Source organism: Chitinimonas naiadis (genome assembly GCF_054780835.1).
The window spans coordinates 311,582-329,454 of record NZ_BAAGVO010000009.1 but is presented as its reverse complement, the minus strand read 5'-3'; the positions used below and the strand labels follow the sequence as shown (position 1 = coordinate 329,454).

34 protein-coding genes are annotated in these 17,873 nt (G+C 58.1%); 31 read left to right on the top strand and 3 right to left on the bottom strand.

What is annotated here, in order from left to right; translation table 11 throughout:
• The 30 genes from ACYVHK_RS24695 to rplQ form a co-directional block, all read left to right on the top strand.
• Window positions 1-220, top strand: a 220-nt coding sequence (locus ACYVHK_RS24695) for an EF-Tu C-terminal domain-related protein (protein ID WP_460537126.1), incomplete at its 5' end; no start/stop codon positions are given.
• Window positions 221-316: 96 nt separating this feature from the next.
• The gene (gene rpsJ, locus ACYVHK_RS24690) at window positions 317-628 is read left to right on the top strand and encodes a 30S ribosomal protein S10 (RefSeq protein ID WP_072428332.1); all 312 of its coding nucleotides are present in this window, start codon (window positions 317-319) and stop codon (window positions 626-628) included.
• Between the two features lie 164 nt (window positions 629-792).
• Complete coding sequence (gene rplC, locus ACYVHK_RS24685) at window positions 793-1,437, top strand: large ribosomal subunit protein uL3 (RefSeq protein ID WP_460537735.1); 645 nt, start codon at window positions 793-795, stop codon at window positions 1,435-1,437.
• Entirely contained in the window at window positions 1,437-2,060 is a 624-nt protein-coding gene (rplD, locus tag ACYVHK_RS24680; RefSeq protein ID WP_460537733.1) for a 50S ribosomal protein L4, read from the top strand. Before rplC ends, rplD begins: the two co-directional genes overlap by 1 nt.
• Window positions 2,061-2,065: 5 nt before the next feature.
• Window positions 2,066-2,362 carry a 50S ribosomal protein L23 gene (rplW, locus tag ACYVHK_RS24675; RefSeq protein ID WP_349258173.1) on the top strand — a complete coding sequence of 99 codons (297 nt, stop codon included), beginning with the start codon at window positions 2,066-2,068 and terminating at the stop codon, window positions 2,360-2,362.
• Window positions 2,363-2,373: 11 nt separating this feature from the next.
• Window positions 2,374-3,204, top strand: coding sequence for a large ribosomal subunit protein uL2 (gene rplB, locus ACYVHK_RS24670; RefSeq protein WP_460537731.1), 831 nt, complete (start codon window positions 2,374-2,376; stop codon window positions 3,202-3,204).
• 6 nt (window positions 3,205-3,210) lie between these two features.
• Window positions 3,211-3,486, top strand: a complete 276-nt coding sequence (gene rpsS, locus ACYVHK_RS24665; RefSeq protein WP_028446086.1) for a 30S ribosomal protein S19 — start codon at window positions 3,211-3,213, stop codon at window positions 3,484-3,486.
• Between the two features lie 9 nt (window positions 3,487-3,495).
• Window positions 3,496-3,825, top strand: coding sequence for a large ribosomal subunit protein uL22 (gene rplV / locus ACYVHK_RS24660; RefSeq protein WP_460537729.1), 330 nt, complete (start codon window positions 3,496-3,498; stop codon window positions 3,823-3,825).
• Between the two features lie 7 nt (window positions 3,826-3,832).
• On the top strand, window positions 3,833-4,537 hold the full coding sequence (gene rpsC / locus ACYVHK_RS24655; protein WP_460537726.1) for a small ribosomal subunit protein uS3: 705 nt from the start codon (window positions 3,833-3,835) through the stop codon (window positions 4,535-4,537).
• A complete protein-coding gene (gene rplP / locus ACYVHK_RS24650; protein ID WP_072428324.1) occupies window positions 4,521-4,937 on the top strand; it encodes a 50S ribosomal protein L16 in 417 nt (138 codons plus the stop codon). The genes rpsC and rplP overlap by 17 nt, the downstream gene beginning before the upstream one ends.
• Before the next feature lies 1 nt (window position 4,938).
• The gene (gene rpmC / locus ACYVHK_RS24645; protein ID WP_460537724.1) at window positions 4,939-5,127 is read left to right on the top strand and encodes a 50S ribosomal protein L29; all 189 of its coding nucleotides are present in this window, start codon (window positions 4,939-4,941) and stop codon (window positions 5,125-5,127) included.
• On the top strand, window positions 5,128-5,391 hold the full coding sequence (rpsQ, locus tag ACYVHK_RS24640; RefSeq protein WP_460537722.1) for a small ribosomal subunit protein uS17: 264 nt from the start codon (window positions 5,128-5,130) through the stop codon (window positions 5,389-5,391).
• 225 nt (window positions 5,392-5,616) lie between these two features.
• Entirely contained in the window at window positions 5,617-5,985 is a 369-nt protein-coding gene (gene rplN, locus ACYVHK_RS24635) for a 50S ribosomal protein L14 (protein ID WP_099407148.1), read from the top strand.
• Between the two features lie 11 nt (window positions 5,986-5,996).
• Entirely contained in the window at window positions 5,997-6,314 is a 318-nt protein-coding gene (gene rplX / locus ACYVHK_RS24630) for a 50S ribosomal protein L24 (RefSeq protein ID WP_460537719.1), read from the top strand.
• 10 nt (window positions 6,315-6,324) lie between these two features.
• Window positions 6,325-6,864 carry a large ribosomal subunit protein uL5 gene (gene rplE, locus ACYVHK_RS24625; RefSeq protein ID WP_460537717.1) on the top strand — a complete coding sequence of 180 codons (540 nt, stop codon included), beginning with the start codon at window positions 6,325-6,327 and terminating at the stop codon, window positions 6,862-6,864.
• 8 nt (window positions 6,865-6,872) lie between these two features.
• Window positions 6,873-7,178, top strand: a complete 306-nt coding sequence (gene rpsN / locus ACYVHK_RS24620; protein ID WP_331982249.1) for a 30S ribosomal protein S14 — start codon at window positions 6,873-6,875, stop codon at window positions 7,176-7,178.
• Between the two features lie 11 nt (window positions 7,179-7,189).
• The gene (gene rpsH, locus ACYVHK_RS24615; RefSeq protein ID WP_460537714.1) at window positions 7,190-7,585 is read left to right on the top strand and encodes a 30S ribosomal protein S8; all 396 of its coding nucleotides are present in this window, start codon (window positions 7,190-7,192) and stop codon (window positions 7,583-7,585) included.
• An 11-nt stretch (window positions 7,586-7,596) separates the two neighbouring features.
• The gene (gene rplF, locus ACYVHK_RS24610; protein ID WP_460537712.1) at window positions 7,597-8,130 is read left to right on the top strand and encodes a 50S ribosomal protein L6; all 534 of its coding nucleotides are present in this window, start codon (window positions 7,597-7,599) and stop codon (window positions 8,128-8,130) included.
• Between the two features lie 14 nt (window positions 8,131-8,144).
• Entirely contained in the window at window positions 8,145-8,498 is a 354-nt protein-coding gene (rplR, locus tag ACYVHK_RS24605) for a 50S ribosomal protein L18 (RefSeq protein WP_460537710.1), read from the top strand.
• 9 nt (window positions 8,499-8,507) lie between these two features.
• Window positions 8,508-9,023, top strand: coding sequence for a 30S ribosomal protein S5 (gene rpsE / locus ACYVHK_RS24600; RefSeq protein ID WP_460537708.1), 516 nt, complete (start codon window positions 8,508-8,510; stop codon window positions 9,021-9,023).
• Window positions 9,023-9,208, top strand: a complete 186-nt coding sequence (gene rpmD, locus ACYVHK_RS24595) for an uL30 family ribosomal protein (protein WP_460537706.1) — start codon at window positions 9,023-9,025, stop codon at window positions 9,206-9,208. The genes rpsE and rpmD overlap by 1 nt, the downstream gene beginning before the upstream one ends.
• The gene (gene rplO, locus ACYVHK_RS24590; protein WP_460537704.1) at window positions 9,209-9,643 is read left to right on the top strand and encodes a large ribosomal subunit protein uL15; all 435 of its coding nucleotides are present in this window, start codon (window positions 9,209-9,211) and stop codon (window positions 9,641-9,643) included.
• Between the two features lie 37 nt (window positions 9,644-9,680).
• Window positions 9,681-10,979: a preprotein translocase subunit SecY gene (secY, locus tag ACYVHK_RS24585; protein WP_460537743.1), complete on the top strand. Its 1,299-nt coding sequence runs from the start codon at window positions 9,681-9,683 to the stop codon at window positions 10,977-10,979.
• 39 nt (window positions 10,980-11,018) lie between these two features.
• Window positions 11,019-11,237 carry a translation initiation factor IF-1 gene (gene infA / locus ACYVHK_RS24580; RefSeq protein ID WP_005674242.1) on the top strand — a complete coding sequence of 73 codons (219 nt, stop codon included), beginning with the start codon at window positions 11,019-11,021 and terminating at the stop codon, window positions 11,235-11,237.
• A gap of 28 nt (window positions 11,238-11,265) precedes the next feature.
• On the top strand, window positions 11,266-11,379 hold the full coding sequence (gene rpmJ, locus ACYVHK_RS24575) for a 50S ribosomal protein L36 (protein WP_018748524.1): 114 nt from the start codon (window positions 11,266-11,268) through the stop codon (window positions 11,377-11,379).
• Window positions 11,380-11,452: 73 nt separating this feature from the next.
• On the top strand, window positions 11,453-11,815 hold the full coding sequence (gene rpsM / locus ACYVHK_RS24570; RefSeq protein WP_460537700.1) for a 30S ribosomal protein S13: 363 nt from the start codon (window positions 11,453-11,455) through the stop codon (window positions 11,813-11,815).
• A 17-nt stretch (window positions 11,816-11,832) separates the two neighbouring features.
• The gene (rpsK, locus tag ACYVHK_RS24565; RefSeq protein WP_072428309.1) at window positions 11,833-12,225 is read left to right on the top strand and encodes a 30S ribosomal protein S11; all 393 of its coding nucleotides are present in this window, start codon (window positions 11,833-11,835) and stop codon (window positions 12,223-12,225) included.
• A gap of 15 nt (window positions 12,226-12,240) precedes the next feature.
• Window positions 12,241-12,861, top strand: coding sequence for a 30S ribosomal protein S4 (rpsD, locus tag ACYVHK_RS24560; protein WP_460537697.1), 621 nt, complete (start codon window positions 12,241-12,243; stop codon window positions 12,859-12,861).
• A 68-nt stretch (window positions 12,862-12,929) separates the two neighbouring features.
• Window positions 12,930-13,913, top strand: a complete 984-nt coding sequence (locus ACYVHK_RS24555; RefSeq protein WP_460537695.1) for a DNA-directed RNA polymerase subunit alpha — start codon at window positions 12,930-12,932, stop codon at window positions 13,911-13,913.
• 30 nt (window positions 13,914-13,943) lie between these two features.
• Window positions 13,944-14,333, top strand: coding sequence for a bL17 family ribosomal protein (gene rplQ / locus ACYVHK_RS24550; protein WP_460537693.1), 390 nt, complete (start codon window positions 13,944-13,946; stop codon window positions 14,331-14,333).
• Between the two features lie 53 nt (window positions 14,334-14,386).
• Here the strand turns inward: rplQ and ACYVHK_RS24545 are convergent, their stop codons facing one another.
• Window positions 14,387-15,292, bottom strand: a complete 906-nt coding sequence (locus ACYVHK_RS24545) for an HDOD domain-containing protein (RefSeq protein WP_460537691.1) — start codon at window positions 15,290-15,292, stop codon at window positions 14,387-14,389.
• 120 nt (window positions 15,293-15,412) lie between these two features.
• Here ACYVHK_RS24545 and ACYVHK_RS24540 point away from each other — a divergent pair, with 120 nt between their 5' ends.
• Window positions 15,413-16,231 carry a diadenosine tetraphosphatase gene (locus ACYVHK_RS24540; protein ID WP_460537689.1) on the top strand — a complete coding sequence of 273 codons (819 nt, stop codon included), beginning with the start codon at window positions 15,413-15,415 and terminating at the stop codon, window positions 16,229-16,231.
• Here ACYVHK_RS24540 and ACYVHK_RS24535 read toward each other — a convergent pair.
• Together ACYVHK_RS24535 and ACYVHK_RS24530 are read right to left on the bottom strand one after the other, a co-directional pair.
• Window positions 16,170-16,988 carry a lysophospholipid acyltransferase family protein gene (locus ACYVHK_RS24535; protein WP_460537687.1) on the bottom strand — a complete coding sequence of 273 codons (819 nt, stop codon included), beginning with the start codon at window positions 16,986-16,988 and terminating at the stop codon, window positions 16,170-16,172. The genes ACYVHK_RS24540 and ACYVHK_RS24535 overlap by 62 nt on opposite strands.
• A 122-nt stretch (window positions 16,989-17,110) precedes the next feature.
• Window positions 17,111-17,866 carry a GNAT family N-acetyltransferase gene (locus tag ACYVHK_RS24530; protein ID WP_460537685.1) on the bottom strand — a complete coding sequence of 252 codons (756 nt, stop codon included), beginning with the start codon at window positions 17,864-17,866 and terminating at the stop codon, window positions 17,111-17,113.
• Window positions 17,867-17,873: the final 7 nt, after the last annotated feature.

The following is a 17,873-nucleotide window of genomic DNA, read 5'->3' as shown; positions in this document are numbered from 1 at the left end:
GTTCTTCAACGGCTACCGTCCTCAGTTCTACTTCCGCACCACCGACGTGACCGGCGCAGTTGAACTGCCTGCTGGTACCGAAATGGTGATGCCAGGTGACAACGTTGAAGTGGTTGTTGCCCTGATCGCTCCGATCGCCATGGAAAACGGTCTGCGCTTCGCGATTCGCGAAGGTGGCCGTACCGTTGGCGCCGGCGTTGTCGGTAAGATCATTGAGTAATATGTGAATCGGACGGGCAGGCCGTGAGGTTTGTCCGTCTTCGTTCTTTAATGCAATCCGGTGGCCGCAAGGTCGCCTCGCTCTTTAGGAATCATCATGGCTAACCAAAAGATTCGCATCCGCCTCAAGGCTTACGACTACGCGTTGATCGACCGTTCGGCCCAGGAAATCGTTGACACTGCCAAGCGCACTGGCGCTGTGGTCAAGGGTCCGGTTCCGCTGCCGACCAAGATCGAGCGCTTCGATGTGCTCCGTTCGCCGCACGTGAACAAGACTTCGCGCGACCAGCTCGAGATCCGTACTCACCTGCGCCTGATGGACATCGTCGATCCGACCGACAAGACGGTTGACGCGCTGATGAAGCTGGACCTGCCGGCTGGCGTGGATGTAGAGATCAAGCTGCAATAATTTCTTGCATTAAGTCAAGAAGTTGCGATAAGATCGCGGGCTCGCTGTATAGGCGAGCCCGTTTCGCATTCTGGAGCGGGAGTTTCGTTCGATGCAGGCCGCCCTGCGCGGCTTGCGAATGATCGCCGGCCAATCGTAGCTGGCCCTTTTAAAAGGAAAGAACGATGAGCTTAGGACTTATCGGGCGCAAGGTCGGTATGACCCGCGTGTTCGTCGAGGATGGTGCTTCCATCCCGGTGACCGTGCTGGATCTGTCGTCCAATCGCGTCGCGCAAATCAAGACGCCGGATGTAGATGGCTATGCCGCTGTGCAAGTCACCTTCGGCGAACGTCGCGCCAATCGTGTTAACAAGGCTGAAGCCGGTCACTTCGCTAAGGCGGGTGTCGAGGCTGGTCGTGGTCTGCACGAGTTCGCGCTGACGGCTGACGAGCTGGCAAAGTTCCAGCCTGGCAGCCAGATCACCGTTGAGATCTTCTCGGTGGGTCAACTGGTCGATGTGACCGGTACCTCGCAGGGTAAGGGTTTCTCTGGTGCTATCAAGCGTCACAACTTCAGTTCGCAACGCGCTTCCCACGGTAACTCCGTGTCGCACAATGCTCCTGGTTCGATCGGTATGGCGCAGGATCCGGGTCGTGTTTTCCCGGGTAAGCGTATGGCCGGTCAGTACGGTAACGTCAAGAGCACCGTACAAAACCTGGAAGTGGTTCGTGTTGACGCCGAGCGCGGCCTGTTGCTCGTCAAGGGTGCCGTTCCTGGCTCCAAGGGCAACGATGTCGTCGTTCGTCCTAGCGTGAAGGCAGGTGCGTAATGGAACTTAAAGTCATCAATGCAAGTGGCGAAGCTGCCGCTAGCGTGACCGCTTCCGACACCCTGTTCGGTCGCGATTACAACGAAGCCCTGGTTCACCAGGTCGTTACTGCTTACCTCGCTAATGCCCGTAGCGGCAACCGCGCCCAAAAGGGCCGTAGCGAAGTGGCCAAGTCCACTCGCAAGCCGTGGCGTCAAAAAGGTACGGGTCGTGCTCGTGCTGGTATGGCGTCCAGCCCGCTGTGGCGTGGTGGCGGTAAGATTTTCCCGAGCTCGCCTGACGAGAACTTCACCCAGAAGGTCAACCGCAAGATGTATCGCGCTGGCCTGGCGACCATCCTGTCGCAACTGGTTCGTGAAGAGCGTTTGGTAGTGGTTGATGCCTTCACGGCTGACACCCCTAAGACCAAGGCGTTTGCCGCCAAGCTGGCTGCCATGGGTCTGAACGAGCGTACCCTCATCGTTACCGACAACCTGGACGAGAACCTGTACCTGGCTTCGCGCAATCTGCCGAACGTCCTGGTGCTCGAGCCGTCGCAAGCCGACCCGGTCAGCCTGGTCCGCTTCAAGAAGGTGCTGGTAACCCGCGAGGCGCTCAAGCAAATCGAGGAGATCCTGGCATGACTCAGCTGAATGAAGATCGTTTGCTGCAAGTTCTGCTGGCCCCGGTGATCTCTGAAAAGAGCACCCTGGTTGCCGAAAAGAACGAGCAAGTTGTTTTCCGCGTGGCCAGCGATGCAACCAAGCCTGAGATCAAGGCTGCGGTTGAGCTGCTGTTCAAAGTGCAGGTCGAATCCGTCCAAGTCACCAATGTGAAGCCGAAGCAGAAGCGCTTTGGTCGTAGCACTGGCTGGCGCAAGGGCTGGAAGAAGGCCTACGTTGCCCTGAAGCCTGGTCAAGAAATTGACCTGCAGGCTGCGCAGTAAGGAGAACGACGATGCTGGTAAAAGTAAAACCAACTTCCCCCGGTCGCCGCGCGGTCGTTAAAGTTGTCAGCCCTGAGCTGCACAAAGGCAAGCCGCACGCCGCCCTGGTGGAAAGCCAAAGCAAGAACGCCGGTCGTAACAACCGCGGTATTATCACTGTCCGCCATCACGGCGGCGGTCATAAGCAACACTACCGCATGATCGATTTCCGTCGTAACAAGGATGGCATCACTGCCACCGTGGAACGTCTGGAATACGACCCGAACCGTACCGCCCACATCGCGCTGCTGTGCTACGCCGATGGTGAGCGTCGCTACATCATCGCTCCGCGTGGCCTGAAGGCCGGCGCGCAAGTGGTGAGCGGTTCGGAAGCACCGATCAAGGTCGGCAACACCCTGCCGCTGCGCAACATCCCTGTCGGTAGCACCATCCACTGCATCGAAATGCAACCAGGCAAGGGCGCGCAGATTGCTCGTTCGGCCGGTGCTTCGGTTCAGCTGTTGGCTCGCGAAGGCGCTTACGCCCAGTTGCGTCTGCGTTCCGGTGAAATCCGCAAGGTGCACGTCGATTGCCGTGCCACCATCGGTGAAGTCGGTAACGAAGAGCACAACCTGCGCAAGATCGGTAAAGCCGGTGCAAACCGCTGGCGTGGTATTCGTCCGACCGTTCGCGGTACGGCGATGAACCCGATCGATCACCCGCACGGTGGTGGTGAAGGCCGCACTGGTGAAGGTCGTGTGCCGGTTAGCCCATGGGGTACCCCGACTAAGGGTTACCGTACCCGCAGCAATAAGCGCACCGACAATATGATCGTGCGCCGCCGGTATTCGAATAAGGGGTAATTAGACATGGCTCGTTCCGTTAAAAAAGGCCCGTTCGTCGACGCCCATCTGCTCAAGAAGATTGAAGCAGTGCGCGCGACCAACGACAAGCGCCCGGTAAAGACCTGGTCCCGTCGCTCCACCGTGCTGCCCGACTTCGTCGGTCTGACTATCGCGGTGCACAACGGCAAACAACATGTTCCCGTGTATATCAACGAGAACATGGTCGGTCACAAACTAGGCGAATTCTCGCTGACCCGTACGTTCAAGGGTCATGCTGCCGACAAAAAAGCCAAGAAGTAAGGTGCTGCCATGCAAACTTCCGCTATTTTGACTGGCGCACGCCTGTCGGCTCAGAAAGCTCGCCTGGTCGCTGACCTGGTGCGCGGCAAGCCGGTTGAGCACGCCATCAACATTCTGACCTTTAGCCCCAAAAAGGGCGCGGTCCTCATCAAGAAGTTGTTGCTGTCGGCGATTGCTAATGCCGAACACAATGACGGCGCCGATATCGACGCTCTCAAGGTGACGACCATTTATGTAGACAAGGGACCTTCCCTGAAGCGTTTCGCTGCTCGTGCCAAGGGCCGCGGCAACCGCATCGAGAAGCAAACTTGCCACATTACCCTTACTGTGGGCGAATGAGGACGTTATGGGACAGAAAATTCATCCGATTGGCTTCCGTTTAGCCGTCAACAAGAACTGGGCCTCGAAGTGGTATGCGAATAGCAAAAACTTCCCGGCCATGCTCGCCGAAGACATCAAGGTGCGCGAGTTCCTGAAGAAAAAGTTGTCGCACGCCTCGGTTGGCCGCATCGTTATCGAGCGTCCTGCCAAGAACGCCCGAATCACCATTCATAGCGCCCGTCCGGGTGTTGTGATCGGCAAGAAGGGCGAAGACATCGAGATCCTGAAGCGTGACCTGGTCAAGCTGATGGGCGTGCCGGTGCACATCAACATCGAAGAAATCCGCAAGCCGGAAACCGATGCTCAGGTGATCGCCGACTCCATCGCCGCTCAGCTGGAAAAGCGCGTGATGTTCCGTCGTGCCATGAAGCGTGCGATGCAGAACGCCATGCGTCTGGGTGCCCAAGGCATCAAGATCATGTCGTCCGGTCGTCTGAATGGTATCGAAATCGCCCGTACCGAATGGTATCGCGAAGGCCGTGTGCCCCTGCACACCCTGCGCGCTGACATCGATTACGCGACGTCCGAAGCCAAGACCACCTACGGCATCATCGGTATCAAGGTGTGGGTGTACAAGGGTGAAGTGAAGGCTGGCCAAGAAGTTGCCGCTCAGCCGGAACAAGCCGAACGCAAGCCGCGAAAGGGGCCACGAAATGCTGCAGCCAACTAGACTCAAGTACCGCAAACAGCAGAAGGGCCGTAACACCGGCGTTGCTACCCGCGGTAACAAGGTTAGCTTCGGTGAGTGGGGCCTGAAGGCCATCGGCCGTGGTCGTTTGACCGCGCGTCAGATCGAAGCCGCTCGTCGCGCCATGACCCGTCACATCAAGCGTGGCGGTCGTGTGTGGATCCGTGTATTCCCGGACAAGCCGATCTCTTCCAAGCCCGCTGAAGTCCGGATGGGTAATGGTAAGGGTAGCCCGGAATACTACGTTGCAGAAATCCAGCCTGGTAAGGTGCTGTACGAGATGGACGGCGTGGACGAGACTCTCGCCCGCGAAGCCTTCCGTCTGGCCGCCGCCAAGTTGCCGATTGCGACGACTTTCGTAACCCGACATGTGGGGCAGTGAGATGAAAGCGACTGAATTGCGTAACAAGTCGGTCGATGAGCTCAAGTCCGAGCTCACCTCGCTCCTGAAGGCCCAGTTCGGCCTGCGCATGCAGCTGGCTACCCAGCAGCTTGCCAAGACCAGCGAACTGAAGCGCGTTCGCCGCGATATCGCGCGTGTTCGCACCATCCTGGCTCAGAAGGTGGCGTAAATGACCGAGACCAAACTGAAACGTTCGCTGACCGGCCGTGTGGTTAGCAACAAGATGGACAAGACTGTGACCGTGCTGGTCGAGCGTAAAGTGAAGCACCCGCTCTACGGCAAGATCATCCGTCTGTCCAAGAAGTACCACGCGCACGACGAAACCAACGCCTACGGCGAAGGTGATGTGGTGACGATCGAGGAAACCCGTCCGCTGTCCAAGACCAAAGCTTGGATCGTGACTGGTCTTATCGAAAAGGCTCGTAACGTTTAATTTGTGATTTAACATCACAAACTTACGTTAGTTGCTTGTCAGGGCATTCTACTTCTTGTAGAATGCCCTGCTGTTTATCCCTTGCCGAAAAGTAGCGTTCTGCTGCTTGATGGTTTGGGAAGTGTCTCCCTATCGGGATCCAAAACTGGCCGTTGTGCCGTGGTTTGCTACGGCGCTGCCGGGTACGCCGGCGGAATTGACGGGTTAAGTTGGAGGTTTATTTAAATGATTCAAATGCAATCCATGCTGGATGTTGCTGACAACACCGGTGCGCGCTCTGTTATGTGCATCAAGGTGCTGGGTGGCTCCAAGCGTCGTTACGCCTCGGTGGGTGACATCATCAAGGTGACTATCAAGGACGCCGCTCCCCGTGGTCGCGTGAAGAAGGGTGACGTCTACAACGCCGTCGTCGTTCGCACCGCCAAGGGTGTTCGTCGTGCCGATGGTCAGCTCATCAAGTTTGATGGCAATGCCGCCGTGCTGCTCAACAACAAGCTTGAGCCTATCGGGACCCGCATCTTCGGGCCAGTTACGCGTGAACTGCGTACTGAGCGTTTCATGAAGATCGTCTCGCTCGCGCCAGAAGTGCTGTAAGGGGTTAGCGCATGAATAAGATTCGTAAAGGCGACGAAGTCGTCGTAATCACCGGTAAAGACAAGGGCAAGCGCGGCACCGTGCTGCGTGTCCTGGTAGGTGACAAGGTTATCGTTGAGGGTATCAACGTTGCGAAGAAGCACCAGAAGCCGAATCCGGTTCGCGGTGTTGCTGGCGGCGTGATCGAGAAGACGATGCCGATTCAGGTTTCCAACGTGGCCATCTTCAATAAAGCGACCCAAAAGGCTGACCGTGTCGGCTTCAAGTTGCTCGACGACGGCAAAAAGGTTCGCGTGTTCAAATCGAACGGCGAAGTGGTCGGGGGCTAAGGGGTAGAACATGGCTCGTTTGCAAGAATTCTACAAAGAGACGGTCGTTCCGCAGCTCACCGAAAAGTTCGGCTACAAGTCGATCATGGAAGTGCCGCGGATCGAGAAGATCACCATCAACATGGGCGTGGGCGAAGCTGTAGCCGATAAAAAGGTTATGGAACACGCTGTTGGCGACCTGACCAAGATTGCCGGTCAGAAGCCAGTAGTTACCCTGTCCAAGAAGTCGATTGCCGGCTTCAAAATCCGTGACAACTATCCGGTTGGCTGCAAGGTCACCCTGCGTCGCGATCGTATGTATGAGTTTCTGGATCGTCTGGTCACCATCGCCATGCCGCGTATTCGCGACTTCCGCGGTGTTTCCGGCAAGTCCTTTGATGGCCGTGGTAACTACAACATGGGCGTCAAGGAACAGATCATTTTCCCGGAAATCGAGTACGACAAGATCGACGCGCTGCGTGGTATGAACATCACGATTACCACCACCGCGAAGACCGACGAAGAAGCCCGTGCGCTGCTCGCCGCGTTCAAGTTCCCGTTTAAGAACTGAGGTTTGCCATGGCTAAACTCGCTTTGATCAACCGTCAAGACAAGCGCGAAAAGCTGGTGGCGAAGTTCGCCGCCAAGCGCGAACAGCTGCTGGCAATCATCAATGACCAGAACCTGAGCGACGAAGAGCGCTTCGCCGCCCGCCTGAAACTCCAGGCCCTGCCGCGTAATGCCAACCCGACGCGTCTGCGTAACCGTTGTTCGGTTACCGGTCGCCCGCGTGGTGTGTTCCGCAAGTTCGGCCTTGGCCGTAACAAGCTCCGTGAAATCGCCATGCGTGGTGAGATCCCGGGTGTCGTCAAGGCCAGCTGGTAAGGAGATCACGAATGAGCATGCATGATCCCATCGCCGATATGCTGACCCGCATCCGCAACGCTCAGCGTGCGGACAAGCCGTCGGTAACGATGCCCTCGTCCAAGCTGAAGGTGGCTATTGCCGCCGTGCTGAAGGATGAAGGTTATATCGAAAACTTCGCCGTAACTGGCGATGAGAAGAAGCCCCAGCTCGATATCGAGTTGAAGTATTACGCCGGTCGTCCGGTTATCGAGCGCATTGATCGCGTTTCGAAGCCTGGTCTGCGTATCTACAAGGGCGTAAACGACATTCCCAAGGTCATGAATGGCCTCGGTATCGCCATTGTCTCCACCTCCATGGGTGTGATGACCGATCGCAAAGCACGCGCCCAGGGTATCGGTGGCGAATTGCTCTGCTTCGTGGCGTAAGGAGCTGAACAATGTCACGCGTAGCTAAGAACCCAATCGCCCTGCCGTCTGGTGTTGAAGTCAAGATGGCCGGTGGCGAGATTGTTGTTAAGGGCCCGCTCGGTACCGCTTCGCGTCCTCTGGACGTCGCAGTCGAGATCGCAGTCGAGAACAATGCTCTGACCTTCAAGGCGGCAGACGAAAGCAAGCACTCCCGCGCCATGTCCGGCACGATGCGCGCTCTGCTGAACAACATGGTAATCGGTGTCTCGAAGGGTTTTGAGCGCAAGCTCAACCTGGTAGGCGTGGGTTACCGTGCTGCTGCTCAAGGTGAAAGTCTGAATCTGACGCTCGGTTTCTCCCATCCCGTCTCGCACAAGATGCCGGCCGGTGTGAAGGTTGAGACCCCGTCCCAGACCGAAATCATCCTGAAGGGTGTGGACAAGCAGCAGGTTGGTCAGGTTGCCGCCGAAATTCGCGCTTACCGCGCGCCTGAGCCTTATAAGGGCAAGGGTGTTCGTTATAGCGACGAAGTGGTGGTCCTGAAAGAAACCAAGAAGAAGTAATCGAGGCTGAAATCATGGACAAGAACGAAACACGCTTGCGCAGGGCCCGCAAAACCCGTGCCCGTATCGCTGGCTTGAAAGTGGTGCGCCTGTCGGTGCATCGCACCAACGGCCATATCTACGCTCAAGTTATTGATGAGACTGGTGGCAAGGTGCTGGCCAGCGCGTCGACCCTGGAAGTCGAAGTTCGCAAGGACATCGCTAACGGTGGCAACGTTGCTGCAGCCGCAGCTGTTGGTAAGCGTATCGCCGAAAAGGCGAAGGCTGCTGGCGTAACCGCCGTCGCCTTTGACCGCTCGGGCTTCCATTACCACGGCCGCGTCAAGGCCCTGGCCGATGCGGCTCGTGAAGCCGGCCTCGAATTCTAAGGAGTAATCATGGCTAAGTCTGAAATCGAAGATCGCGGCGACGGCTTGCGGGAGAAGATGATCAGCGTCAACCGCGTCACGAAAGTGGTGAAGGGTGGCCGGATCATGGGTTTCGCCGCGCTGACCGTGGTTGGTGATGGTGATGGCCGTATCGGCATGGGTAAGGGCAAGTCCAAGGAAGTGCCTGTCGCCGTGCAGAAGGCAATGGAAGAGGCCCGTCGCAAGCTGGTGAAGATCAGCTTGAAGAACGGTACCGTACAACACGCAGTGGTCGGCAAGCACGGTGCAACCACCGTGTTCATGCAGCCCGCCGCCGAAGGTGCTGGTATCAAGGCCGGTGGCCCGATGCGCGCTGTGTTCGAAGTGATGGGTGTTACCAACATTTCGGCCAAGTGCCACGGTTCGACCAACCCTTACAACCTCGTGCGCGCTACCCTGGACGCTTTGTCCAAGCTGCGCAGCCCGGCTGAAGTTGCTGCAAAGCGTGGCAAGGCGATCGAGGACATCCTGGGAGCTGACGCGTAATGGCTACTACTTCCAAGATCAAAGTAACGCTGGTCAAGAGCCTGATCGGCCGCCTCGAAGCACACAAGGCGTGTGCCCGTGGCCTGGGTCTGCGTCGCATCAACCAATCGGTTGAAGTGATCGACACCCCGGAAAACCGCGGCATGATCAACAAGATCAGCTACCTGCTGAAAAGCGAGAGCTAAATGGAACTGAATACGATTAAGCCCGCTGAGGGCGCCAAGCACGCTTCCAAGCGTGTTGGCCGTGGCATCGGTTCTGGCCTGGGCAAGACCTGCGGTCGTGGCCACAAGGGTCAGAAGTCGCGTTCGGGTGGTTTCCACAAGGTTGGCTTCGAAGGCGGTCAAATGCCGCTGCAACGTCGCCTGCCGAAGCGTGGCTTCAAGTCGTTGACCAAGGGTCTGACGGCTGAGCTGCGTACGGGTGACCTGAGCCGTCTGCCGGTTGAAGAAGCCGACATCCTGGTCCTGAAGCAAGCCGGTCTGGTGCCTCACGGCGCCAAGGTCGTCAAGCTGATACTGGCTGGTGAAGTTGGTAAGGCGATCAAGCTGCGCGGTGTTCTGGCTACGGCCGGTGCTCGTGCTGCTCTGGAAGCCGCTGGCGGCAGCATTGCCGAATAAAGCTTGAGATAAGGCGATATACGTGGCAAATCCCGCGATGGCCAGTACCGCAAGCAAGTTTGCGGATCTGAAAAAGCGTATCTGGTTCCTGATTGGTGCCTTGATCGTTTATCGCATTGGCGCGCATATCCCGGTGCCGGGTATCAACCCGGTGGAGCTCGCCCATCTCTTCGATACCACGAAGAGCGGGGCGGGCCTCCTGAACATGTTCAACATGTTCTCCGGCGGTGCGTTGTCGCGATTTACTGTGTTTGCCATCGGCATCATGCCGTACATCTCGTCCTCCATCATCCTGCAGCTGGCTTCCGAGGTGCTTCCGGCACTGAAGGAGCTGAAGAAGGAAGGTGAGGCAGGTCGGCGCAAGATCACGCAGTACACCCGCTATGCGACGGTGATACTGGCGACGTTCCAGAGTTTTGGTATCGCCGTGATGTTGTACCGCACGCCTAACTTGGTAATGACCGGTCAGGTGGAGTTCTACTTCACTACCGTCGTTACCCTGGTTACCGGGACGATGTTCCTGATGTGGCTTGGTGAGCAGATCACCGAGCGTGGCCTGGGCAATGGTATTTCGATCCTGATTTTCTCGGGCATCGCTGCAGGTATTCCGGCTTCGATCGGCAAGACCCTTGAGCTAACTAGCCAAGGTGCTTTGCCCATTCTGCTGGTGCTTGCTCTGGCAGCTGGTGTGGTACTGATCATTGCGGGCGTCGTGTTCGTTGAACGCGGTCAACGCAAGGTCTTGGTCAATTATGCGAAGCGCCAGGTTGGCAATCGCGTAATGCAGGGCCAGAGTACGCACTTGCCGCTGAAGTTGAATATGGCTGGTGTCATTCCGCCGATTTTTGCTTCGAGCATCATTCTGTTCCCTGCCACGGTACTGTCGTGGACGGGTAATTCGGAATCGTTCTCCTGGCTCAAGCGCGTGGGCGACATGCTGCACCCCGGCCAGCCTTTGTATGTGCTGCTTTACGCAGCTGCAATTATCTTCTTCTGCTATTTCTACACGGCCTTGGTTTTCAACCCCAAGGAAACGGCAGATAACCTGAAGAAGAGTGGCGCGTTCATTCCTGGCATCCGCCCTGGTGAACAAACTGCAAAGTATATTGAACGAGTCATTCTGCGTTTGACGTTGATCGGTGCGATCTACATCACGACGGTTTGTCTGATTCCGGAATTCTTGCTGCTGCAGTGGAACCTTCCGTTCTACTTTGGTGGTACGTCGCTCCTGATCGTTGTCGTGGTGACCATGGATTTCATGGCGCAGGTTCAGTCCTACTTGCTGTCCCACCAGTACGAAAGTTTGCTGAAGAAGGCGAACTTCAAGGCTGGTTGAAGAGCACTGGACTAACCATCTAGATAATCCGAACTCGTCATGTCGAAAGAAGACGTAATTCAGATGCAGGGGGAGGTTCTTGAGAACCTTCCCAACGCGACTTTTCGCGTGAAGTTGGAAAATGGGCACGTGGTTCTGGGCCATATTTCCGGGAAGATGCGGATGCACTACATCCGCATACTGCCTGGCGATAAGGTGACAGTTGAGCTAACCCCTTACGATTTGTCCCGTGCCCGAATCGTCTTCCGCGCGAAATAGAGCGGTTTTTCATTGAAAGGAAAGAGCGATGCGAGTTCAAGCTTCGGTCAAAAAAATCTGCCGTAACTGCAAAATCATCCGCCGCAACCGCGTTGTGCGTGTGATCTGCACGGATCCGCGGCACAAGCAACGTCAAGGCTAAGCCGCGATCAGTTGTCGTCGGCTAGCCTTAGTGCTAGAATCCGCAACTTTTTACATCTGGGGTAACGAGAATCATGGCCCGTATTGCTGGGGTAAACATTCCCAATCATCAGCATACCGTCATTGGCCTTCAGGCCATTTACGGGATCGGACAGACTCGCGCCAAGGCTATCTGTGCTATCGCCGCCGTTCCTACTGATCGCAAGATCAAGGATCTGACGGACGCAGAGATGGACAAGCTGCGCGAAGAAGTCGGCAAGTTCACGGTTGAAGGCGATCTTCGCCGTGAGATTACGATGAACATCAAGCGTCTGATGGACCTCGGTTGTTACCGTGGTCTGCGCCATCGCAAGGGCTTGCCCGCGCGTGGTCAGCGCACCCGCACGAACGCGCGTACCCGTAAGGGCCCGCGTAAGTCGATCGCAGGGAAGAAGTAAGCACTTAAGGAATAGCAATGGCTAAAGCAAACACAGTGCGTGTACGTAAGAAAGTCAAAAAGGTCGTATCTGAAGGCATCGTGCACGTGCACGCTTCTTTCAACAATACGATCGTGACCATCACTGATCGTCAAGGGAATGCTCTCTCCTGGGCTACCTCGGGCGGTGCTGGTTTTAAAGGCTCTCGGAAAAGTACACCATTCGCGGCTCAGGTAGCTGCGGAGCATGCTGGTAAAGTTGCCCAGGAATATGGTGTCAAGAACCTCGAAGTCCGCATCAAGGGACCCGGCCCCGGCCGTGACTCCGCTGTGCGTGCGTTGAATGCGCTGGGTTTCAAGATTACCAGCATTTCCGACGTTACCCCCGTACCGCACAACGGCTGTCGTCCGCCGAAAAAGCGTCGTATCTAATTCCGGAGACCCGAGATGGCACGTTATATCGGACCGAAATGTAAACTTTCGCGCCGCGAAGGCACTGATCTGTTCCTCAAGAGCGCTCGTCGCGCTCTGGACACCAAGTGCAAGCTGGATAGTAAGCCTGGTCAACACGGTGCTAAGCAGCCCCGTCTGTCCGGCTTTGGCATACAACTGCGGGAAAAGCAAAAGATCCGCCGTATTTACGGCGTTCTGGAGCGTCAGTTCCGCCGTTACTTTGAAGAGGCTGCTCGCCGCAAGGGCTCGACCGGTGAAAACCTGTTGAAGATCCTGGAAGCACGCCTGGACAACGTCGTTTATCGTATGGGCTTCGGCTCGACCCGCTCGGAAGCTCGTCAGCTGGTCAGCCACAAGTCGATCACGGTCAATGGCGTCGTTGTGAACATTGCGTCTTACCAGGTCAAGGCCGGTGACGTCGTGGCTGTGCGCGACAAGTCCAAGAAGCAGGTTCGTATTCAGGAAGCGCTCGCGCTGGCTGAACAAATCGGTTTCCCGGGCTGGGTCAGTGTCGATGGCAAGAAGATGGAAGGCGTTTACAAGAGCGCTCCAGAACGCAGCGACCTGTCCAGCGACATCAACGAGCAGCTCGTTGTCGAGTTCTACTCGAAGTAATTGGGCCTTAAGCAGACGAACCGGCTAGTCCGGTTCGCCGCTCGTTTCGATAAAGGGATTGATTGTTTATGCAAAGCAACGCGAATGACTTGCTGAAGCCGCGCATCATTGATGTGCAGGCGTCGTCGTCTACCCAGGCGCGTGTCGTGATGGAGCCGTTTGAGCGTGGTTATGGCCATACGCTCGGCAATGCATTGCGTCGCATCCTGTTGTCGTCGATGCCTGGCTATGCTCCGACCGAAGTTAAGATCGAGGGCGTGCTCCACGAGTACTCCGCGCTGGACGGTGTCCAGGAAGATGTCGTTGATATCTTGCTGAACCTCAAGGGCGTGGTCCTCAAGTTGCATGGTCGAGGCGAAGCACTGCTGACCCTCAAGAAAGATGGCGAAGGCGTTGTCAAGGCCAGCGATATCGAAGTCCCGCACGACGTCGAGATCGTTAACCCGGATCACGTGATCGCCAACCTGTCTTCTGGCGGCAAGCTCGCTATGGAGATCAAGGTTGAGAAGGGTCGTGGGTATCAACCGGCCGTGGTTCGTGTGGACAAGGAAGAGGGCCGTAACATCGGTTCCATCCTGTTGGATGCCTCGTTCAGCCCGATCCGTCGCGTCAGCTATGCTGTTGAAAGCGCTCGCGTTGAACAGCGTACCGACCTCGACAAGCTGGTTATGGACATCGAGACCAACGGTGCGATCGATCCTGAAGAGGCGGTGCGTTTTGCTGCCCGCGTCTTGGTCGAGCAACTGGCTGTGTTCGCTGACCTCAAGAGCACCGAAGTCGAACCTGAAGCGCCTCGCGCGCCGCAGGTCGATCCGATCCTGCTCCGTCCGGTTGACGATCTTGAGCTGACCGTACGTTCGGCGAACTGCCTGAAGGCTGAAAACATCTATTACATCGGCGACCTGATCCAGCGTACCGAAACCGAATTGCTGAAGACTCCGAACCTGGGTCGCAAGTCCTTGAATGAGATCAAGGAAGTGCTGGCCTCCAAGGGTCTGACGCTCGGCATGAAGCTGGAAAACTGGCCGCCGGTCGGCCTGGAAAAGCCTTAATCCAGGCTGGAAAGACAAGGGATAAACACCATGCGTCACCGTCAAAGTAACCGCAAACTGAATCGCACGACGAGCCATCGTCTGGCGATGCTGCGCAACCTGGCCAACGCACTGCTGAAGCACGAAGTCATCCAGACGACGCTGCCGAAGGCAAAGGAACTGCGTCGCGTGGCTGAGCCGCTGATCACCCTGGGCAAGCAGGAGCGCTCCGTCGCTAACCTGCGCTTGGCTTTCGACCGCACTCGCGATCGTGAGCTGACGCTCAAGTTGTTCGATGTGCTGGGCCCACGTTACAAGAACCGTAACGGCGGCTATCTGCGTATTCTGAAGAACGGCTTCCGCAAGGGCGACAATGCTCCTATGGCATTGGTCGAACTGGTTGACCGTCCTGATGTGGCAGAGGTTGTGGAAGCGGCTTAATCAGCGCTTGCCAGACACAGAAAAGCCAACCGCGAGGTTGGCTTTTTTGCGTTCTAGGCCTGGCTGCCGTCATCAAGCTCGAACGGTGGGGGTGGGGGTGGTATTTTGTCGCCGTACCAGGCCCAGGCTTCCTGTGCCTTGCGGCTGGCTTCGAGGCTGATGTAGCGCGCCTTGTCGTAACCCAGGCCAGTGATTTCCGACGCTGCCTGGTAATCGTCCGGCAGGGCGGCGTCTTCCCAGCTGGTGGCGGCGTGGCGGGCATAGGCGACGGCGGTGGCGACGGTGCGGACGCGGGGGTGTTCGGCGTGGTGCTCGTCCATCAGCATCTTGAGGATGGGCGGCAGCTTCCATTGCTCGATCAGCATGAGCTGCAGGTCGATGAAGGGAAAGCCCAGTACGGCTTTCTGGGCAACCTGGCTGCGCAGCCGCCGGTCCAGCTGTTGCATGGCACGGATGCGCAGGATCAGCTTTGGGGCGAAGCATCCGACCAGCACTTCGGCGATGTCTCGCAGCAGCGCGGCGGTCTGGACTTCAGTGCCGTCGATATCGTGCCGGTAGTCCGCCCAGACGTTGGCCACCAGGGCCGCGTGGTAGGCACGGCCCAGCACCGAATGCACGGCGTCCAGGGCGTGGGGATGGCCCTGCAGCAGCTCTTCTACCGTCTCGCTGTGGCTGAAGGCCTTGAGCAGGGGATCGACGCCCAGCATCAGGATCACGCGGTCCACGGTTGTGACGTCGGTCAGCTGATGCGCAGAGCGGTGTTGCTGCAGGTAACGCAATACCTGTAGCGCAAGCAGGGCGTCGTGCCGCACGATGCTGGCCAGTTCCATTACGCTGGCGTCGTCACCCTTGGCGGCGAGTGCCTGCAGGGCCTCACGGGTGTGGGCGAGGATGGGTATGGGGCTTGCCTCGAAGAGGCGGATCCAGGCCTCCTGGTTGGCGAGCGGGTGTTCTATCATGGCGGTCTCCTCGCTGCAGTCTAGAGTCTGTTGACCAGGTTTGCCTGTCCAGGTGCTCCATGGCCCTGTTTGGGCTGCGCTGCTGGCTATAATCGCGCCATTTGCCTACGAAAGCACGCTATGTCTACCTACGCCGTCGGCGATCTGCAGGGTTGCCTGCAGGAGTTGCTGTCCTTGCTGGAGCAGGTCGGGTTCGATCATGGCCGGGACAGGCTCTATCTCGTCGGTGACTTGGTGAACCGGGGGCCGGAGTCGCTGGCGGTACTGCGCTGGGTGCATGCGCACCAGGCATCGGTGCGCGTTGTGCTTGGTAATCATGACCTGCATCTGCTGGCGGTGCAGGCGGGCCTGGCGCGCAGCAAGGGGCGCGATACCTTGCAGGAGATACTGCGGGCCGACGATGCGGCGACCTTGCTGGACTGGCTGCGCGAGCAGCCGCTGGTGCGGCGAGAGGGGGGCTTCCTGTTCGTCCATGCCGGGCTGCTGCCTGCGTGGACGGCTGAGCAGGCGCTGACGCTTTCCGAGGAGGTGCGACAGCAGTTGCGAGGGCCGACCTATCAGGACTTCCTGGCAGCGATGTATGGTAACCAGCCCTCGCGCTGGGAAGAGGGCTTACAGGGGTTTGATCGTCTGCGGCTGATCGTCAACGCCTGCACCCGTATGCGTCTGCTGGATTCAGCCGGTGGGCTGGATTTCGAGTTCAAGGGCGAGTTGGCGGATGCGCCGGCGGGCCTCTCTGCATGGTTCGATGCGCCGGGGCGGCTCAGCCGCGACGTGACCGTCGTCTGTGGTCATTGGTCTGCGCTGGGTTTGCTGGTGAGGCCTGACGTAATTGCGCTGGATACCGGTTGCGTATGGGGTGGCAGCCTGACGGCGATCAGGCTTGATGATGGTCGGGTATCTCAGGTGCCATCACGGCAGCCGCGGAGTATAGAGTAGGCGCCGGGGCCTCATGATGAACCGTCGCCCGTATGAGGGTCTGCGCCTGCCGTGCCAGGTCACGTCGATTGCCGCCGCTGGTGGCAATGGGCGGGAAGTAGGTTAATTCGGCGCGCAGGCCGGGCTCGGCCAGTAGCGTGAGCATGGATTCCAGTAGGCTCATTTCGCCTACGTAGCAGGCTGCCTTGCTGCGCTCTCCGTGGCGATTGTAGTAGCACAGTGCAACCGGGATGATCTGGGCACCTGCGTCGATGGCAGGCTGCAGCAGGGAGGCGTTGAAGGTGGCGACGTCGAAACCGTCGGTGGTGCCACCTTCGGGAAATACGGCGATGCAGTCGCCCTGGGCGAGTGCGCTGGTGATCTCGTTGTTGACCCGCCGGGTATCGTGTCGCCGCTCCCGGGTAACGAAGAGGGTACCGGTGCGCTGGCACAGCCAGCCGAGTAGCGGCCAGCTGCGGACCTCGGCCTTGGCGACGAAGCGCGAGACGGTGCCGGCGTTCATGACGAAGATATCCAACCAGGAGGTGTGGTTGGCGACCAGCATGGTGTTGGTGGGGAGGAAGCCCGGCGGCTGGCCTTGCAGACTGACTTCGACACCGAGGATGACGCAGAGCTGCCTGGACCAGCGCTCGATGGTATGGGCACGTTCTGCCGGGCTGCGCCTGGTATAGAAACAGGCTGCTTCGAGCAGGCCGAGCAGCAGATGATTGAACAGGCGGGCGAAGCGCCACGCTTGGCTAAGGCGAGATGTTTTCATGGCGGCAGGCCGCAGTGTAGCGTCGTGCGCGCCTGTTATGAACTATTTCCCGAACTTGTGGCGGATATAGCCATAACAGGCGCCGAGGCGGCCTGGGGATATGAGCGTAACGGCTGGATCGCTTATTCGCTTTGCAGGAAGTGGCGCAGGTAGCGCTTGTTCATGCGGCTGAGGGGCATGAGGATCAGGACGTCGGCGGTGTTGAAGTCAGGATCCCATGCGGGGTCGCCGCAGACGTAGGCACCGAGGCGCAGATAGCCCTTCAGCAGCGGAGGGAGCTCGACATCGAGGGTCTTGTCCAGCGCGTCCAGCGGCAGGGCGCAGCGGGGCGCCACGCGCCATTCGACAGGGGACATGGCGGTCTGGCTGATCTGCTGGAAGATGCTGGCAGCCATGTGGCCACCGTCCGCCATGCTGATACTGGCACAGCCGACCAGGTATTCATAGCGATTGCGGGTCATGTAGTCGGCAAGGCCGGCCCATAGCAGGGTGATGGTGCCGCCATTGCGGTAGTCGGGATGCACGCAGGAGCGGCCGACTTCGACCATGCTGCTGCGGATATGCTGCAGGCGGGTCAGGTCGAATTCGGTCTCGGAGTAGTAGCTGCCGAGTTCACGTGCTTGCGAGGGCGGCAGGATTCGGTAGGTGCCGACAACTTCGCCGCTCTGCTCGTCACGCACCAGCAGGTGATCACACCAGCTATCGAACAGGTCGACATCCAGGCCGGGTTCCCGGCAGTTGAGACGGGCGCCCATTTCTTCGCCGAATACCTTGTAACGCAGCGCCTGGGCAGCACGAATGTCGGCTTCGCTGCTGGCGAGCGACACACTCAGCTTGCGCTTCTGGGTCTGGCTGGTCTGGCTATCGGGGTGCAGCATGGCGTCT

Coding starts and splice junctions, on each gene's coding strand:
- rpsJ (WP_072428332.1), top strand. CDS start 317: ATGGCTAACCAAAAGATTCGCATCCGCCTCAAGGCTTACGACTACGCG.
- rplC (WP_460537735.1), top strand. CDS start 793: ATGAGCTTAGGACTTATCGGGCGCAAGGTCGGTATGACCCGCGTGTTC.
- rplD (WP_460537733.1), top strand. CDS start 1,437: ATGGAACTTAAAGTCATCAATGCAAGTGGCGAAGCTGCCGCTAGCGTG.
- rplB (WP_460537731.1), top strand. CDS start 2,374: ATGCTGGTAAAAGTAAAACCAACTTCCCCCGGTCGCCGCGCGGTCGTT.
- rpsS (WP_028446086.1), top strand. CDS start 3,211: ATGGCTCGTTCCGTTAAAAAAGGCCCGTTCGTCGACGCCCATCTGCTC.
- rplV (WP_460537729.1), top strand. CDS start 3,496: ATGCAAACTTCCGCTATTTTGACTGGCGCACGCCTGTCGGCTCAGAAA.
- rpsC (WP_460537726.1), top strand. CDS start 3,833: ATGGGACAGAAAATTCATCCGATTGGCTTCCGTTTAGCCGTCAACAAG.
- rplP (WP_072428324.1), top strand. CDS start 4,521: ATGCTGCAGCCAACTAGACTCAAGTACCGCAAACAGCAGAAGGGCCGT.
- rpmC (WP_460537724.1), top strand. CDS start 4,939: ATGAAAGCGACTGAATTGCGTAACAAGTCGGTCGATGAGCTCAAGTCC.
- rpsQ (WP_460537722.1), top strand. CDS start 5,128: ATGACCGAGACCAAACTGAAACGTTCGCTGACCGGCCGTGTGGTTAGC.
- rplN (WP_099407148.1), top strand. CDS start 5,617: ATGATTCAAATGCAATCCATGCTGGATGTTGCTGACAACACCGGTGCG.
- rplX (WP_460537719.1), top strand. CDS start 5,997: ATGAATAAGATTCGTAAAGGCGACGAAGTCGTCGTAATCACCGGTAAA.
- rplE (WP_460537717.1), top strand. CDS start 6,325: ATGGCTCGTTTGCAAGAATTCTACAAAGAGACGGTCGTTCCGCAGCTC.
- rpsN (WP_331982249.1), top strand. CDS start 6,873: ATGGCTAAACTCGCTTTGATCAACCGTCAAGACAAGCGCGAAAAGCTG.
- rpsH (WP_460537714.1), top strand. CDS start 7,190: ATGAGCATGCATGATCCCATCGCCGATATGCTGACCCGCATCCGCAAC.
- rplF (WP_460537712.1), top strand. CDS start 7,597: ATGTCACGCGTAGCTAAGAACCCAATCGCCCTGCCGTCTGGTGTTGAA.
- rplR (WP_460537710.1), top strand. CDS start 8,145: ATGGACAAGAACGAAACACGCTTGCGCAGGGCCCGCAAAACCCGTGCC.
- rpsE (WP_460537708.1), top strand. CDS start 8,508: ATGGCTAAGTCTGAAATCGAAGATCGCGGCGACGGCTTGCGGGAGAAG.
- rpmD (WP_460537706.1), top strand. CDS start 9,023: ATGGCTACTACTTCCAAGATCAAAGTAACGCTGGTCAAGAGCCTGATC.
- rplO (WP_460537704.1), top strand. CDS start 9,209: ATGGAACTGAATACGATTAAGCCCGCTGAGGGCGCCAAGCACGCTTCC.
- secY (WP_460537743.1), top strand. CDS start 9,681: ATGGCCAGTACCGCAAGCAAGTTTGCGGATCTGAAAAAGCGTATCTGG.
- infA (WP_005674242.1), top strand. CDS start 11,019: ATGTCGAAAGAAGACGTAATTCAGATGCAGGGGGAGGTTCTTGAGAAC.
- rpmJ (WP_018748524.1), top strand. CDS start 11,266: ATGCGAGTTCAAGCTTCGGTCAAAAAAATCTGCCGTAACTGCAAAATC.
- rpsM (WP_460537700.1), top strand. CDS start 11,453: ATGGCCCGTATTGCTGGGGTAAACATTCCCAATCATCAGCATACCGTC.
- rpsK (WP_072428309.1), top strand. CDS start 11,833: ATGGCTAAAGCAAACACAGTGCGTGTACGTAAGAAAGTCAAAAAGGTC.
- rpsD (WP_460537697.1), top strand. CDS start 12,241: ATGGCACGTTATATCGGACCGAAATGTAAACTTTCGCGCCGCGAAGGC.
- ACYVHK_RS24555 (WP_460537695.1), top strand. CDS start 12,930: ATGCAAAGCAACGCGAATGACTTGCTGAAGCCGCGCATCATTGATGTG.
- rplQ (WP_460537693.1), top strand. CDS start 13,944: ATGCGTCACCGTCAAAGTAACCGCAAACTGAATCGCACGACGAGCCAT.
- ACYVHK_RS24545 (WP_460537691.1), bottom strand. CDS start 15,292: ATGATAGAACACCCGCTCGCCAACCAGGAGGCCTGGATCCGCCTCTTC.
- ACYVHK_RS24540 (WP_460537689.1), top strand. CDS start 15,413: ATGTCTACCTACGCCGTCGGCGATCTGCAGGGTTGCCTGCAGGAGTTG.
- ACYVHK_RS24535 (WP_460537687.1), bottom strand. CDS start 16,988: ATGAAAACATCTCGCCTTAGCCAAGCGTGGCGCTTCGCCCGCCTGTTC.
- ACYVHK_RS24530 (WP_460537685.1), bottom strand. CDS start 17,866: ATGCTGCACCCCGATAGCCAGACCAGCCAGACCCAGAAGCGCAAGCTG.